Below are 16,294 nucleotides of genomic sequence, written 5' to 3'. Positions count from 1 at the left end.
AGCCATCTCCCTTCCATTATTTCCAATGACCTTTGTATAATGAAAGGAAGAGAGGATGAGAATGAATGTCGAAAAAAGAAGTGATCATTATTGGTGGCGGCCTGTCAGGGATCATGGCAGCCAAAACGTTAATGGATAAAGGAATAACTGATATCATCATCATTGAAAAGAGTAGAAGTGTCGGAGGGAGACTCGCCACGAGACGGATTCAAGACGGAAAAGCGGATCACGGCGCTCAATTCTTCACGGTGCGTTCCAAAGAACTTCAAACAGACGTTGAGAAATGGCTACAGGCTGGCTGGATCAAAAAATGGTTCGGTAACCCCTACCCGCGATACACCTCCGTCAATGGAATGAACGCCCTGGCCAAAAAACTGTCCGAAACACTTCCTATAAAGCTCAACACAAAAGTCTTCTCCATCCGTGATGGGAGGGACGGACCTCTGGAAGTGGAGCTGGACAATGGTGAAAAAATCCTGGGAAAACATATCATCGTAACGGCCCCTGTACCTCAAGCCCTTACACTGCTACCTGAAATCGAGGGCACGGAGCTAAAGCATATCACCTTCGCTCCATGCTTCGTAGGTATGTTCACCTTTGATCAGGAGAGCATCGTACCTGCACCGGGACATAAGGACGAACAGTTGCCCCCGGGAGTAGAACGGGTGGTGGATCATCATAAGAAAGGAATTTCTTCAACAGTAACGGTGAGTGTGTATATGACGGGAGCCTGGTCGAAGAAACGCTTTGACCTTGAGGACGACACCATTTTGGCTGAAATACAGAAGGTTGCAGAACTTTATCTTGGAGAAGGTAATCAAATTGTCGATGCTCAATTGAAACGCTGGAAATACGCTGAGGCAGAAGAAGTCGTTCGCTCTCCTTATGTGGAACTTGGAAGGAATCAGCGGGTTATGGTTTGTGGAGATGTTTTTTTGAGAGAAAAGGATGAAGCAGGACGAACACGGTTTGAAAGTGCTTATTTATCCGGGATTTCAGCTGGGGAAAGAATGGCAGATAAGCTGAAGGGAGCATCATCCGTGTAAGGTTGATCGCGGGGTTCAGTATAAGCACCCTATCATCAAGAAACACTAGAAAGGTACATAAATTCAATGATAAGAAGAGGAAATGAAATGAATATACAACTAAAGCAAGCGAACCCTGACCATCTCGACACCATTATGGACGTTTACCTGAGATGTAATAAAGATCTGGATGAAAAGGGATTGCTTCAATGGAATGATCACTACCCAAGCCGTGAGTATTTTGAAGAAGAAATGATACATGGAAATCTGTATGTATTCATGATAGATGAAACAATAGCAGGATCCGCGACCCTGAATGAATGGCAGTCCCCTGAATGGTCCGAGATTCCTTGGAGATTTGCGAAGGAGTGGGTGATTCACGCATTGTTTCTTGATCCCCTTCAGCAGGGGAATGGATTGGGGAAAGTATTCATGGAGAAGTGTGAAGAGCTCGCTCGTGATAGAGGATTCGGGAGCATCCGATTAGATGCGTATTCAAGAAACACAGGGGCCAATTACCTTTATGAAAAAATGGGCTATGAGTACCGGGGTTCGGTCTATTTCACCTCTAAACCAGAGGGGCATCAGGAATATCGCTGCTATGAGAAAGCGCTGACGCATTAAGATTCAATGGTTGTTCAAATGTACCAAGGAAAAGAGTATAGGATAAATGGTATACTTGGAGGTACAGTATGCGCTGAATAAGATAGCAGGGAAGCGATTATATTGACACCGATTTTGGATGAGGCGAGGGCCTTCATTGAGCAATGTTATCAGGAATTAAATAAAAGCGAGCGAGACATGATGCTGCGCTTACAACAAATAGAAGATGAACTAAGAACAGAAGGAACCTATACTCATACAAGAGAAGAGCTTGTACACGGAGCCAAGATGGCGTGGAGAAATAGCAATCGCTGCATCGGCCGCTTGTTCTGGAATTCGTTGAACGTGTTTGACGAACGGGATGCCTCCACTGAAGATGAGGTGTTCGGAGCGTTAGAGCGGCACCTTGACTATGCTTCTAATAACGGTAGAATCCGTCCGACGATTACCATCTTCAGACCGTCACAGCGACATCAGCCTGACATCCGATTATGGAATCATCAATTGATCAGATATGCCGGCTATGTGGAGGATGGGCAATATATAGGTGATCCTCATTCCATTGAGTTTACCAAGAAATGCGAAGGACTCGGATGGAAAGGGCAGGGGACTCACTTTGATGTCCTGCCTTTCGTCGTGCAGATCGGGGACGGACCTCCACAGTGGAAAGAGATTGAAGCTCCACTCAGGTTGGAGGTCCCTCTCCGTCATCCGGAATTTGATTGGTTTCAGGATCTCGGGTTGAAGTGGTATGGAGTCCCGATCATTTCGGATATGGAATTGAAGGTCGGGGGCATCTCATATAAAGCAGCTCCGTTTAACGGCTGGTATATGGAAACGGAAATCGGTGCACGGAACCTTGCAGACGAGAATCGCTATCATCTTTTGCCGAAAGTAGCGAGCTGCATGGGGTTGGATATGTCGAGAGCGGCAACGTTGTGGAAAGATAAAGCGCTGATCGAGTTGAATATCGCCGTACTCCATTCCTTTAAAGAAGATGGAGTCAGCATCGTCGATCATCATACGGCTGCCCAGCAGTTCCGCTTGTTTGAAGAGAACGAGAAGAGCGCTGACCGTGATGTGACCGGGGATTGGACATGGCTGATTCCGCCTGTATCGCCGGCAACGACTCATATATTTCATAAAGAATACGACAATACGTGGAATACCACTAATTATTTCTATCAGGATAGACCTTATTAAGGGGAGCTGTTTTCTGTTTCTAACAGAAAGCAGCTTTTTTTAAAACGTAAAGGGCGGACGTTTGGACACCTCATAATATTGAAACCAAAACCTGAACTCATCGAATAAAACAGGACCATCGAATGTGAAATTCTCAAAGAAATCTTCAACTAATTCTGCATCTGCATCATCCATGATGCCAGTCACATAAAGAGGCGTCTTGAATCGTTTGTATAGATCCTCATATCCATAAAAGCTGAACAGATCTTCCAATTGTTGTTCGTTCATCATCTTCACCTTCCTTATCAGTAGGTTTTCTCTATCTTGTAAAAATATCCATAAAAAAACAGCAGCGGAAGGAGTCCGTGCTGTTTATCTATTGCTTCAATTCGGTATAAACGACCAGGCGCTTGCTGTAGTTTCTTGAGGAACGGTCAAAGTCCCCTGTGCAAGTGATCAGGTTAAGGGTGCTTGCGTGAGAGTACCCGAAGATCGATTGAAGAGGGGCGTCATCCCATGGATATTCTTTCATATCCGTCACGATGAAGATGCGTTTTTCGCCTGCTTTACTTTCGATGATGATTTCGTCGCCTTTTGTTAGCTTATTCAAGTTATAAAAGATAGCCGGGCCATTCCGGCTGTCCACATGGCCGCCGATGACGGCATTTCCCGGTTCACCCGGCTTGTATCCACCTTCGTACCAACCGGTCTTCTCAAAGCTTTCCGTTACTGCCATTTCCCCGTTTTCTTTTAATCCAACAGCCTCTACAGGTGCCGATAAATCGATTGCCGGGATTTCAATGGTCGTTGGCACGATTCCGCTTCGCTCATCTTTAATGATCGTATCAGCAAATGGGGAAGGGGAGGTGGTGGTACTCGCCATTTGAGCTTTCGGCTTTTCCTCGGCTGTTTGCGTGGCCGCTTTTTCCTCTTGAGAACTTGAACTAAATCCCGCAGAACAGGCAGAAATGGGCAATAGTACAAGCACAAGTAGTACAACCCTCATAGTATACATTATGTGAAGCCACTCCTTTCATCTTCACACTGGGGGACGGACCTTAATAGGTCCGTCCCTCTCATCTTTTCCTATTATTTTTTGTGTGTAGCGTATTTTTTCATTCCCAGTGTGGTTCCACCAGCGATGATTAAGAGCGCTGCAAGAAGGAATTCGAATGGAAATTCGTTTCCGGCTGTTCCACCCATACCAGTGTTGGGCATTTCTGAAGGCATATTGGCTTTGAATTTGTCAGGGAACTGATCAGCAAATGCTCCTGATAATCCTTTTGCAGGATTCAGCATATGCTCATACGCCATACGGATTTGATCCCAAGATTTTTCGTAATCCCCGGCAGCATAGCTGTCGAATGCTCCAATCAGTTGATCCACGTGCATTTGAAGTCCTTCTGCCAGTGCATCAGATTTTAAACGACCGTCCGTTGCCGTTTCAAGGAATTTGGAGAATTCTGCACGATATCCATCAAGGTTCTTAAGAGCTTCTTCTTTTGCTGCTTCATCTTCTGCACCTGTTGCTTTCACATAATCAACGAAGAACCCGATATGCTTGGACCACATGTCTTTGAACTGGTTACCTGCTTCTTCACCGTATACCGAAGCGATTGCTGCAGACAGGTCTTCAGTATTTGCATTTAATGCACCAACAGAAGCATCGAAATCTTCTGATCCGTCAATCCCGTTTTGCATGGCCATCGTGGCAAGGGCAGCATGCTCTGTTAATAAGTGGTTAAGAGTTGAACGTAAGTCCGTTGCCGGTGTAACAGCCATCGTATTTTCGAATTTGTCAGGATATTGATCTGTGATGGCACTTGATAATCCTTTTGATACCATACCCATATGTCCGATTGCCTCACGCTCGTATTCGTAAGCCTTTTCATAGTCTCCGGCTACATAACTATCAAATGCACCAATCAGTTGGTTGATATGCATTTGAAGTCCTTCTGCCAAACTATCAGATTTTAAACGTTCACCCGTTGCCGTTTCAAGGAAGTTAGAGAATTCTTCTTTGTAGCCTGCAAGATTAGCAAGTGCTTCGTCTTTTGCCGCTTGATCATCAGCACCTGTTGCTTTTACATAGTCAACGAAGAACCCGATATGGTTCGTCCAGATTGTATTAAACTGGTTGCCGGCTTCTTCACCATATACTGAAGCGATGGCTCCTTTCAAATCAGTTGCGTTATCGTTCAGGGCCCCGGCTGCTGCATCAAAATCTTCAGCACCTTCAGCTCCGCGCCTCATGGCTTCCACCGCTAAGTAAGCATGTTCAGTAAGTAAGTGATCTAACGTCGTTCTTAATTCTCCGGCAGGAGTATCCACTTTCGCCTCGTGTGAATGATCTTCACCATTGTGGGCTGAAACTGTACCTACAGTTGGTACTAGTAATGTCATACTTAATGGGACCGCTAAATAACTTTTTTTCATTTTCATAATTGAATCTCTCCTTTTGGGTTTTTTATATTTTCATAGAGCTAACGACAGAAGTTCCAACATGGATCACATTTTTTAAAATTTTTTTCTAGTTTTTTTAATAGGGGTGAAAAGTAGGGTGTAAAAGATAACAAGGATAGGGGGTCTTATACTATGTAGCCCAATTGAAAAAAATAGAAAGGAATAGTGAATAGTGGTTGTTTAATATTTGTATAACTCCTGTTACATAGGACTAAATTCCCTAGTACGAATTTCTCGAACATTTCGATAGGCGATAAAAAAGAAATAATCTTCAATAGAAATATAAAAAGCCCGGCAGTACTGTACTGCCGGGCAAAAAAACGTTTATTGAACTTTTTTATATTTCCGAAACTAACACAATGTCTCCTTGAGGTAACTGGCTGTTCGCATCGGGCTCGAGGGTGATGGCCACCGTATCCCAATCTTTCTTCGTGAACTCTTCGTTAAACTTGAATACGACCGATCCTTTGCCATCCTTACTCGTGACAAATGTTCCGGCTCGCTCTGGTTTATCATCTTTAATGAGCCAAACCTGATACACTTCTTCGTTAGAAAGATCCTGAAGCTCAGAAGCCTGGACCACCATGCTTGTTTGTTCACCCTGTTTGATGATACTTGCTGTACCCTTGGCATTTCCACTGACGGCAGCGAGGTCGACATATTGTACTATCTGATCGATGGTTGCTTGTTCAACCACTTCATTCTGGTCCTCGATCTGTGTAAACAGATACGCATTCCCGATTAAGGAAAGGGCCAGGGCGGCTGCGACAGAAGGGAGGAACCATGATCTCTTTTTCTTATTGGAGAAAGGTTCGACGTTAGCCTTTGGCTTCTTTTCACCCAGAATGTTAGTCAAAACACGGTCTTCCAGGTCTCTAGGAGGCTCGACAACATCAGATGCGAAAGGCATATATTCTGCTAACTGCTCCAGTTCATGAAGTTCTTCCTGACACTGGGGGCAGCTTGCCAGATGTTTTTCAAATTGGGCTCTCTCAAGTTCAGATAAATGACCGTTGTAGTAATCCAGTAAGTAATCGCATTGGTGTGTAGTCATTCGAATTGACCTCCTTTCCCTTTAAGACACGTGTGTAAATGCTTTAGCGCCAAACGGATTCTTCCCTTGACAGTCCCTAGCGGAATGTCAGTTGAATCGGCAATGGATTGTTGTGTCAATCCTTTGAAGTAAAATAATTGCACAATGTTTTGCTGATCATCTTTCAACGACTGGATACACTCCCGAATCGCTGTTCCTTTTTCTTTCCATTCCAACTGATCGGCAGGAGTTTCATGGGTCACTTGCAGGGAGTCTTTCTCTATATATTCAACAGACTCATGTTTCTTTCGCCTGCGGATCGCATCAAGGCACGTATTTCTCGTCATTGTTAACAGCCATGATGAAAATTTTCCTTTACTGTGGTCATAGGGAGAGTGATTTTTCCAGAGTTTCATAAATACCTCTTGAATCACTTCCTCTGCAATTTCCCGATCACCTGTCATTTTATAAGAGAATGAATAAATCAGTTTTTCGTATTGTTGATAAAGTTGTCGTAATGCTGTTGAATCTTTGGCTAAAACTTGCTGATACAGTTCTATATCGTGACGATCATTGGGCATAATACGCTCCTTATCTTTGACATATAAAATAAGGATACTAAACAACGGAGAGGAACTCAATTTTAATAAGCTAACGAATGGAATTAGATTTTGGATCATAAATATTTGAAAAAATGTTAGTGGGGTAAATAGGGGGATTTGGGATTGATAATAAAATATCCCCCAAATAAATGGGGGATATTTTGTGTTTATTTTACTTTTTGCAATTTGTGAATCACGGATAGGGAACGTCCTGTTCCGATTGCCACTGATTCCAGCGGATTTGGAGCTAAGTGAACCGGTACAACGATCTCCTGGCTCAGCCAATCTTGAAGTCCGTTTAATAGTGCTCCGCCACCAGTCAGAATCACACCGCGGTCAACGATGTCCCCACTTAGTTCAGGAGGACAATTTTCCAATGTCGCACGGATCGTTTCCAAGATGTGAAGAAGAGATTCTTTCAACGCATCCTGAATTTCGTTTGATGACAGTTCAATGGTTTTTGGAAGTCCAGTAACCAAGTCACGTCCACGAATATCCATCGTTCTTTCTTCATGGTCAATCAGTGCTTGACCTACTTCGATTTTTACTAATTCAGCCGTTCTTTCACCAATCAACAGATTGTAACGTTTGCGAACGTACTGAACGATATCCTCATCCATTTGGTCTCCGCCGATACGGATCGTGTTACAGGAAACAACACCACCGTAAGAGATGATTGCTACTTCCGTCGTTCCTCCACCGATATCAACGATTACGTTGGCAACAGGCTCGCCTACAGGCAAGTCAGCACCGATCGCAGCAGCTACAGGCTCTTCAATAAGGGTCACGGATTTCGCGCCGCTTCCTCTCACGGCATCCTGAATCGCTCTTCGCTCGACACTTGTAGCACCAGAAGGAGTACAAACAACAACCGTTGGCTTGCGGATAGAGAATCCAAGTTTTTTACTCGCTTTTTTCATCACTTGTTTTAACATTTCAGTTGTCACGTCAAAGTCGGCAATCACACCATCTTTAAGCGGGCGCACAGCCACAATCTTTCCTGGCGTTTTCCCGATCATGCTCTTGGCTTCGGTTCCAACTGCCAATACCGTTTTATTCTCTGTGTCAATCGCGACAACAGATGGTTCATTAAGTATAATTCCTTTATTTTTACTATAAACAAGTATATTTGCAGTTCCTAAATCGATACCAATTTCAGAGTTTGATAACATCAATATTCCTCCAACTATAAGAATTCTAGACAGTATAACCTTCTATACAGTATAGGAGATTTTTGAGGGTTATGTAGGTGGAGATATTTACCACCGACAAATTATTACAAAGTATGACAGAAGTGAAAGCGTTTTGAAAAAAATAAAAGTGTATGATGGAGGGCTTTTATATACCTATGTGGGTACACAGAGACGGTCCTTGATTTTTTGTTCGTTAAAAAAATTTAAACGTTCTGTAATATAGATAGGGATGTTTGGAGTAGTCGGATGGTGGTGAAAGGGTAGTTCGGGACATGGGAGTGGTCATATGGGATGGTGCTTGGGTGAAAATGGAGGGGAAGGGGACTCCTGTAGTAGACAGTGTATTTCTTTTGATTTCGATAATATTTATATTATCTTCCGGGTAGAATCGCCATTACTATGATAGGTTGAAAGAAGGAGATTTTAGGCATTGAAAGCAAGATATCAGCGAAATTTTCATTTTATCAGCGGAATATTCGATATATCAGCGAAATCGAATCGTTTATCAGCGGAATTCCACAGATATCAGCGAACAGCCGAATCGCTGTCTTCATCAATCCTATGAATTCTCGTTCGATTAATAAGCAGCAGGAGAACGGAATCCAAAATAACGGCGAAAATCCCGTTTTAACGGCGATACTTTCAATATATCGGCGAAATCTCACTTTTAACGGCGAAATTCCAAATATAACGGCGAACGGCCGAAACCCCGTCAATTTCAATCAATCTATCAAACAAAAAAATGCCCCACCAGGAGGCATTTTCCCATTATCAAAGCGTAAACCGCTCCAATTCTCTTTTCATTTCTGCTGTCATTCCGTTCAATTTTCCTACTTGTTCATTCATTTGTTCGAAGTACCTCAGCTGCTCTTCGGTAGAAGAAGAAATTTCTTCCGTTCCTGCAGCGGTTTCCTCTGTGATCGCCGAGATGTTTTCAATGGCTGCAATCACCTGGTGGGTACGCTCATTCGAAGCTTGCATGCCATTTTCAAGTTGTACTAAATTTTCATAAATGGTTGAAACGTTTCCGGATATGTCTTTAAACGCATGCTCTGTCACACTCATGGAGTCCACTTGCTGAGTAGAAAGGGATTTCCCCTTTTGAGAAGCTTCCATAATAGAGTGAATGCCATTTTTGATATTTCCGACCATGTTACCGATTCTCTCGGTTGCAACGGATGAATCTTCTGCCAGTTTTCGGACTTCCTGGGCAACGACGGCGAATCCTTTTCCTGCGTCCCCGGCTCTGGCTGCTTCGATTGCTGCGTTTAGTGCTAAGAGATTTGTTTGATCGGCAATTTCCCTTACTGCATGGGAGGCATGTTCAATTTCACCGGTATATTGGGCAAAATGTTCGATGGAATCCATGATGGATGAAGAAGATTCAGCGATCATTTCAGCAAATTCCTGCTGCTTATTTAAGGATGCCCGTCCATGCTCAACCGAATCCAATGCCACTTTACTGCTAGCGGATGATTCTCCGCTTTGTCTCACATTCTGGGCAAAATCATCACCCATCAGAGACATTAAAGCAGCCGTTGATTGAATGTCTTCAGAGATGGATTGACTTCCTTTTGCCAGTTCTTCAGTCGAAATCGCCACCTGGTTGCTGCTTTCTGCCAAACTCGTCATTTGTGAGCGTACATCCTGGGTGAACTTCTCTACATTTGATCCGATATCATGGACGGACTGAACCGTACTCCGCAGGTTCTGGACCATATGGTGAAAAGCTGTTTGGAGCTTGTCCACTTCAAATTTACTGTTTTTCTCTTTAACCGAATCAATGGAAATCGTTAAATCACCATTGGCCATTTTTTCAGCGTTATCCACCATAATGTTTAAAGGCTTAACTATTCGCTGTGTCAATAAGGTAGATGCTGCCATGGACAGGATGATGGTTATGATAAACCCGATCACTGACACCCATACAATAAATTCAATTTGCCTCTTGTTTTCTTTTAATAGATTTTGATACCAATCATTTGTTTGTTTCGTTAATAGATACATATCGTTCAGGACGCCGGAGATACGGATCGACTGTCGTTTGATCTCCGCTTTGTTCATTTCAGTGAGAGCTGCATCTGATGCAGTCTTCAAATCTGTGAATTTCGCCTCGATGGAGGAAAGGGTTTCTTGCTGATCTTTAACTGTCAAAAGCTTTTTTAAATCTGAGATCTGCGTAGATGTTTCTTCCAGAATGCCCTCTACGATTTGTTTGTTTTCTGCTGTTGAATTGACGGAGTAATTGGATAGTGCCTGCTTTGCCACATTCAAATCTCCCCGCAATGTCTCTGTTTCAAGAAGTACTTGTACATCTTCATTTGCAGAATTTTGAAGAGAAATCAGTTGTGAGACGATGTACCCAATGATAATCGTCGAAAGGATAAGGGGGATAAGTCCCAAAATCAGTAAACGTCTTTTTAATGCCATGAGAATACTCCTTAGTTGAGATTTATTGCAATTTAATGTTAATGTCCCCAGAGATGATTTTGTTTTTAGCGTCTTCTAGTTGTTTTGTTTCTTCAGGAGACAAGCTGGTCACACGAATGGGGGCTAATCCCACGCCATCTTCCTTGAGCCCCAGCTCATAGGCTTGTTGAGTTATTTTTTGATTTGAAATAAGTTCTTTTGTTATGTTGAATACCGCGTTATCAACTTTTTTGACCATGGACGTGACAACCGACTTTTCGGCAATGAAGTATTGATCCGAGTCCACCCCTCCAGATAAAATGCCTGCTTTTTGCGCAGCCTGAATCGCTCCCACTCCTGTAAAACCAGCGGCAGGATAAATAAAGTCGGCGCCTTGTTTCATTTGGTTCTCAGCTATTTTCCCACCAAGCTCAGCGTCACCAAAATTGTCGGCGTTGTCTTTCAATACCTTTATGGAAGGATTGATATACTGAGCACCTTGTTCAAACCCTTTTTCAAATCGTTGAATAACAGGGACATCGGCTCCACTAATGAATCCAATCGTGTTGCTTTTTGATTTCATAGCCGCCACCATACCGAGAAGGAAGCTGCCTTCATGTTCTTTAAACGTAATCGATGTGATGTTATCCACATCTGAGTATCCGTCTATCAATAGAAATTTCTGATCAGGATTTTCTTTTGCAGTCTTTTCAATCGCATCTTGAATCGAAAATCCAAGGCCGATCACAAGCTCATGGTTCTGATCGACAAGCTCCTGGAGTGCTTCTTCAAAGTTTCCGTCCGGTGCTTCTCTATAATCAAATAAAATACCTAATTCATCCCTGGCCCGTTCTAATCCTCTAAATGCCGAATCGTTAAACGATCCATCCCCAAGCCCTGTGTCAGAGAGAAGGATTCCGATACTCTGCTGCTTTTCTACACTCGCTTCTTCCGTCATAGGTGTGGAACATCCCGCCACAACAAGCATGACAAGAAGAAACACGCTGATTAACTTCTTCAAACCGTTACCTCCAAAAATAAATATTGAGACATTCACATGTCCGTACCTCTGTATTATCGGAGGGACGGACCTATTTTGAAGGGGAGGAGGGAAAAAAGTGTTGTGGGGGTGATTGGAGTTTGCGTGGTTAGGGGGTGGTTTGGATGGTGGTTGTGTGCATTGGTTTGGCAATGAAAATTGGATATTCACCAATATTTGGTGGGGAATCGGCAATTAAAATGGAAAATTACAATTATCTGATGGAGAATCGCAATTGATATGATCGGAGTAGGGGGAGGGGCTGAATTTAGGACGGGAAATGAGAAGCGTTTTAGGCATCGAACGCAAGATATCAGCGGAATTTTCATTTTATCAGCGAAATTTGGGATATATCAGCGAAATCGTACCGTTTATCAGCGGAATTCCACATATATCAGCGAACGGCTGATTCGCCGTATTAATTAAGGCTAGGATTTTCCTACGATTAATAAGAGACAGGAGAACGGATTCCAAGATAACGGCGAAATTCCCATTATAACGGCGATATTTTCAACATAACGGCGAAATCTCACTTTTAACGGCGAAATTCCAAATATAACGGCGAACAGGCAACTTTCAAGTTCTTGCCCAACAAAAAAAGAGATGCTCTTATCAAGCATCTCCCCATTCATCAATACGCTTTACGGAAAAACTCCGCAAGTTCCTGACTATGTTTTTTGCGTGCTTTACGGTGCTCGGCACGGTTCTTGGCGGTTTCGTTCAGCCATTTTTCTTCTTCTGTTTCAGGTACGACTTCCGCAATGACGGCTGGTTTATTGCCTTCTAAAGCAACAAAGGTCAAGAAGGAGATGGCTGCCACATTGGTTTCTCCTGTTAGAAGCACCTCTGAAGTGACCTTCACACAAACCTCCATGGAACTGCGTCCGGTATACGTGACCATTGCTTCCAAAGTCACGGCATCCCCGACTTTGATGGGCTGCAGGAAGTCGACGGAATCTGTTGAAGCCGTTACGACGGGCTTGCGGGCGTGACGGGTAGCGGCAATGGAGGCCACGTCGTCTATATAGGCCATCAGTTTTCCACCAAACAATGTACCGTGATGGTTGGTGTCGGGTGGAAGAACGTGGGTCGTTTTACTTGTTTTCGTTTCTTTCATAAACTTTTTTTCTCTCAATGAATTCACCTTCCGTTGTCAATGTGAAAAAAGATTACTACCTTATACTATTCACTAAAGGGGGTCGGAAGAAACATAATCGCGAGAAAAAATTATAGGAATATACTAATGATAATGGCCGTTATGAAGCTGGCCAGTGTACCTGCTATGATGGCCTTCAAGCTTAATTTAGAAACCATTGGACGTTGTGTCGGCTCCAAAGAACCCAATCCGACGATCAATTGACCGATCGAAGACAGGTTCGCAAAGTTACAAAGGGCAACGGAAAGAATGGCAACAGTCTTCGGTGAAAGATCGTTCATCATTCCTGAAAGTTCTTTGTATGCAACGAATTCATTCACAGAGAGCTTCGTCCCGATGATGGAGGCCGCACGGAACGCTTCATCCATCGGAATACCGACGAGTAGTGCCAGTGGATAGAACAGGTAGCCGAAGACCGTGGAAAGACTCATATCGACGGCACCCAGCAATCCGTTGACGAGAGCAAGGATACCGATAAAAGCGATGAGCAGTCCCCCAATATTGATGGCCAGCTGTGTACCACTAAGGGCACCTTCGGAAATCGCTTCGAATACGTTCGTATGAGTGGTTTTTCCTAACGAAATATCTCCATTCGTCTCGGATTCTTCCGTTTCAGGCTCGATGATTTTGGCAATCACAAGAGAGACGATAGGCACACTAAAGACGGATAGAAGAAGGAATTTCATGTCGATTCCCATCAATGAGTATCCGATTAATATCGCTCCGCTTGCTGAAGCTGTTCCCCCAACCATCACGGCAAAAAGTTCAGAACGCGTCAGCTTAGCTAAATAAGGCTTAATCAACAGGGGCGCCTCAGCCAAACCAAGAAAGGAATTTCCGATCGCATTAAACGACTCAACCTTCGTCGTCCCAAGGATTTTACCCAACCCGATTCCGATATATTTTACAAAGAACGGGATGATGCGTAAGTAATAAAGTGCTGAAATGAGTGCAGAAATAAAGATGATCGCACCCAGGACATTAATCGCGAAGACGAATGAAATATTCGTACCTTTTTCGAAGAATCCTCCGAACACGAACATGATTCCCTCATTGCTGTAGTCGATGACTTTCTGTACGCCCAAGGCTGCTTTTTTCAAAATGGTTTGTCCGAATGGGACTTTTAATACAAATAAGACAAGCAGGAATTCCAGACAAATCCCGATGATAATCGTGCGCCATTGAATGCTTGAGCGGTTGCTGCTCAACAGCCAGGCCAAAAATAGAACTCCAAATAATGATAAGACGCCATATACTAAACTCACAATACCAATCCCCCAACATGTAATCTTCAACGAATTCTCAAGTTTACGTCGTATGATGTCAGACCTCTCGAAAAACAAATAAAAAAAGTGCATGAAGACATTCTCTAAAAATAGGGAAAGTCTCCATACACATACAGCATATAGAAAAGACTTTCCTTATAGTCCGGCACTTTACGGCTGCCAGGTAGAGACTTATGGTCCATATCACCATAGATATATAAGGAATTCGTATGAAGTTGATTTGAAATATGCTTTCTACTCTATCATACGACTGAAGACTATCACAATGGTTTTTTCAAAAAGAAAAGCATGGAAAAACGTGGTGATTCTTTTTCACTATTTTTAACAAAATTCCAAAAATAATAAAAAAAGAGGGACGGACCTTCATTCCTATGACAGGTCATAGGAATCGAGGTCCGTCCCTCTCTTGTGTCTTCTTATTTTGTACGTTCTAATAGGTTTGCAAGAACGTGTTTTTTGTAGGATTCTACATAGCGTTCCTCGTAGTGGCGTACGCCTGCTTTTTTTAGTTCTTGTACGTACCAGCCTTTGCTTCCGATATGCATTGAAATCAACATCCTTTCTTTGCTTGTTATTGAGTGGAATCTCCGACTAACTCTTCGCATGAGCTACGTTAAGATTGCTTACGGTTGTACATTGTAACATCTCATTTTTAATGAAAAAAGGGGGAAAAGGGAATTTTTCGGATTCATCCTTTTCTGAAAATTTTTTTTGTGGAAAATGAAGAGTTTTCAGCCAGTGAGTTCAACCTTGGTCTTTCGACATATCTTGGTTCAATTCAATGCTGCAGTCTGGGGTTGCAATATAAAAGAAAAGGAATGATCCGCATCGGATCATTCCTTTTTATTGAACAGCTTTCTTCAATTCCAGTTCTTCTTTTTCAAAGCGCTCGAACATAATGAAGAAGAGTCCCGCACTCACCAGCGCAAGGATAGACAGGATGATAAACGTCCAATCGTATCCTACATAAAGTGATAGAGTGATGGATAGAGGTGCGATCGTTCTCGCAACCGTGAAGCGCAGGCTGGCTGCGGCAAAGTACTGCCCTCGCATATGATCCGGAGCAAGCTTTGAAACGAAGCTTTGCTGGATACCCGCTGTCATGAGCTCTGCGAATGTGAACACCGCCATGGCAATCACAAACATCCAGACCGAGCTCGTTTGTCCAAACATAAAGATCGAAACGGCGTAGATGACGGAGGATAGGATGAACACATTACGCTCACGGAATTTCGTGATCCATCGCGTGATGACTACCGTAAGAAGGGCCACCAGGAATCCATTTTCAGATAAAATTAATCCGAATACCTGCTCACTCACAAGGGTCAATGACCAGTCCCCGAAGCTGAACAATGTGGCCTGATCGACGACATCTTTAATATATACAGGAATCAGGAGGTCCAATTGCATGAACGTTTGACCTACCAGGACTCCAGCCAAAATAAATAATAAAAACGTTTTGTCTTTAAAAATAACACTATAATCCTTCATCTGATCTGCTATCACGCTATGCCAGACTTTCTTTTTTCCTTCTGTCACTAATAGCTTACTAGTGTCTGTAGGTGCTGTTTCTCTCGTCATTTTATATAAAAGAAGAGCTAATAACATGCAAATAAGCGCAGCGGCAATTAAAAGCTCGAAGCGGTAGTGAACATAGAAAATCCCACCAAGTATCGGGCCGACCACCACGGCAATATTAATGGATGTGTAAAAGACGGCAAACACATGACTGCGGTCCTTTTCATCCACCACATCGGCCACCATTGCTTGACTTGCCGGCCAATAAAATGATCCAAATACCCCTACTAAACTAAAACAGATAAAGCCGATCATAGCTGAATCGAGCCAAGGTGAACTGGCCAGTCCAAAGATTAAAAAGGCAAACCCTTGCCCGAAGGCCGAAATGACCATCATTCGCTTACGGCCAAAGCGGTCCGCACAATAGCCTCCCATCAGGTTTGCGAGTACGGCAAACACCTGCGAGAGAACCAATAGTAATCCTGCCGTCTGCTTTCCGAATGATTCTGTGAAATAAATCGTTAAAAACGGAAAGAACATCCAGAAAGTAATGTTAATCGCTGCTTCCCCAAACAACCGGACCTTTAAATTACGGTCCCAATCTCTAATTCTCATCTATATTCCTCCCCTCGATGAAACGCTAGATGAACTAGAATATCATAGCTCGATAGGACAAAATAAACAAGACTGATTTACTGGTATTTACAAAATATTTACTCATGTTGAAATGGCGTCTAAAGATACCATTTTCTCCTTTCTGAATACATTAAAAGTATTGAAAGGGA

The 16,294-nt window shown here is 43.1% G+C and carries 16 protein-coding genes and 1 riboswitch; of the genes, 4 read left to right on the top strand and 12 right to left on the bottom strand.

Annotated features, from left to right (window positions below):
* Positions 1 to 65: 65 nt before the first annotated feature.
* The 3 genes from ACIFOD_RS16990 to ACIFOD_RS16980 all read left to right on the top strand — a co-directional run bounded on the left by ACIFOD_RS16990 (position 66) and on the right by ACIFOD_RS16980 (position 2,831).
* Entirely contained in the window at positions 66 to 1,046 is a 981-nt protein-coding gene (locus ACIFOD_RS16990; protein WP_430315609.1) for an NAD(P)/FAD-dependent oxidoreductase, read from the top strand.
* 87 nt (positions 1,047 to 1,133) lie between these two features.
* Positions 1,134 to 1,649, top strand: a complete 516-nt coding sequence (locus tag ACIFOD_RS16985) for an N-acetyltransferase family protein (protein ID WP_430315608.1) — start codon at positions 1,134 to 1,136, stop codon at positions 1,647 to 1,649.
* Between the two features lie 102 nt (positions 1,650 to 1,751).
* A complete protein-coding gene (locus ACIFOD_RS16980) occupies positions 1,752 to 2,831 on the top strand; it encodes a nitric oxide synthase oxygenase (protein ID WP_430315607.1) in 1,080 nt (359 codons plus the stop codon).
* A gap of 39 nt (positions 2,832 to 2,870) precedes the next feature.
* On the opposite strand, the gene ACIFOD_RS16975 is transcribed toward ACIFOD_RS16980, so the two are convergent.
* The 8 genes from ACIFOD_RS16975 to ACIFOD_RS16940 form a co-directional block, all read right to left on the bottom strand.
* Positions 2,871 to 3,098: a hypothetical protein gene (locus tag ACIFOD_RS16975; protein ID WP_430315606.1), complete on the bottom strand. Its 228-nt coding sequence runs from the start codon at positions 3,096 to 3,098 to the stop codon at positions 2,871 to 2,873.
* Positions 3,099 to 3,186: 88 nt separating this feature from the next.
* Positions 3,187 to 3,816 (bottom strand): class F sortase, encoded by a 630-nt coding sequence (locus ACIFOD_RS16970; protein WP_430315605.1) that lies wholly within the window; start codon positions 3,814 to 3,816, stop codon positions 3,187 to 3,189.
* Between the two features lie 83 nt (positions 3,817 to 3,899).
* Entirely contained in the window at positions 3,900 to 5,252 is a 1,353-nt protein-coding gene (locus ACIFOD_RS16965; RefSeq protein WP_430315604.1) for a copper amine oxidase, read from the bottom strand.
* A 358-nt stretch (positions 5,253 to 5,610) separates the two neighbouring features.
* Positions 5,611 to 6,327, bottom strand: coding sequence for an anti-sigma factor (locus tag ACIFOD_RS16960; protein WP_430315603.1), 717 nt, complete (start codon positions 6,325 to 6,327; stop codon positions 5,611 to 5,613).
* Complete coding sequence (locus ACIFOD_RS16955) at positions 6,324 to 6,887, bottom strand: RNA polymerase sigma factor (protein ID WP_430315602.1); 564 nt, start codon at positions 6,885 to 6,887, stop codon at positions 6,324 to 6,326. Before ACIFOD_RS16955 ends, ACIFOD_RS16960 begins: the two co-directional genes overlap by 4 nt.
* 188 nt (positions 6,888 to 7,075) lie before the next feature.
* Positions 7,076 to 8,080: a rod-share determining protein MreBH gene (gene mreBH, locus ACIFOD_RS16950; RefSeq protein WP_034761217.1), complete on the bottom strand. Its 1,005-nt coding sequence runs from the start codon at positions 8,078 to 8,080 to the stop codon at positions 7,076 to 7,078.
* Between the two features lie 792 nt (positions 8,081 to 8,872).
* Complete coding sequence (locus tag ACIFOD_RS16945) at positions 8,873 to 10,531, bottom strand: methyl-accepting chemotaxis protein (RefSeq protein ID WP_430315601.1); 1,659 nt, start codon at positions 10,529 to 10,531, stop codon at positions 8,873 to 8,875.
* 22 nt (positions 10,532 to 10,553) lie between these two features.
* Complete coding sequence (locus tag ACIFOD_RS16940) at positions 10,554 to 11,531, bottom strand: BMP family ABC transporter substrate-binding protein (RefSeq protein ID WP_430315600.1); 978 nt, start codon at positions 11,529 to 11,531, stop codon at positions 10,554 to 10,556.
* 298 nt (positions 11,532 to 11,829) lie between these two features.
* Between ACIFOD_RS16940 and ACIFOD_RS16935 the strand changes: the two genes are divergently transcribed.
* Entirely contained in the window at positions 11,830 to 11,958 is a 129-nt protein-coding gene (locus ACIFOD_RS16935; RefSeq protein ID WP_430315599.1) for a hypothetical protein, read from the top strand.
* A 222-nt stretch (positions 11,959 to 12,180) separates the two neighbouring features.
* Here the strand turns inward: ACIFOD_RS16935 and ACIFOD_RS16930 are convergent, their stop codons facing one another.
* From ACIFOD_RS16930 to ACIFOD_RS16915, 4 genes are all read right to left on the bottom strand, one after another.
* A complete protein-coding gene (locus ACIFOD_RS16930; protein ID WP_430315598.1) occupies positions 12,181 to 12,666 on the bottom strand; it encodes an acyl-CoA thioesterase in 486 nt (161 codons plus the stop codon).
* A 110-nt stretch (positions 12,667 to 12,776) separates the two neighbouring features.
* A complete protein-coding gene (locus tag ACIFOD_RS16925) occupies positions 12,777 to 13,970 on the bottom strand; it encodes a NupC/NupG family nucleoside CNT transporter (protein WP_430315597.1) in 1,194 nt (397 codons plus the stop codon).
* 139 nt (positions 13,971 to 14,109) lie between these two features.
* Positions 14,110 to 14,211, bottom strand: a riboswitch (purine riboswitch).
* A gap of 196 nt (positions 14,212 to 14,407) precedes the next feature.
* Positions 14,408 to 14,536, bottom strand: coding sequence for a YflJ family protein (locus tag ACIFOD_RS16920; RefSeq protein WP_082386245.1), 129 nt, complete (start codon positions 14,534 to 14,536; stop codon positions 14,408 to 14,410).
* Between the two features lie 298 nt (positions 14,537 to 14,834).
* The gene (locus ACIFOD_RS16915; RefSeq protein ID WP_430315596.1) at positions 14,835 to 16,124 is read right to left on the bottom strand and encodes an MDR family MFS transporter; all 1,290 of its coding nucleotides are present in this window, start codon (positions 16,122 to 16,124) and stop codon (positions 14,835 to 14,837) included.
* Positions 16,125 to 16,294: the final 170 nt, after the last annotated feature.

This window comes from Rossellomorea sp. NRS-1567 (genome assembly GCF_050467885.1).
Classification (GTDB): Bacteria; Bacillota; Bacilli; order Bacillales; family Bacillaceae_B; genus Rossellomorea; species Rossellomorea aquimaris_C.
The sequence above is the reverse complement of the archived record's forward strand: the minus strand, read 5'-3'. Positions and strand labels throughout refer to the sequence as shown.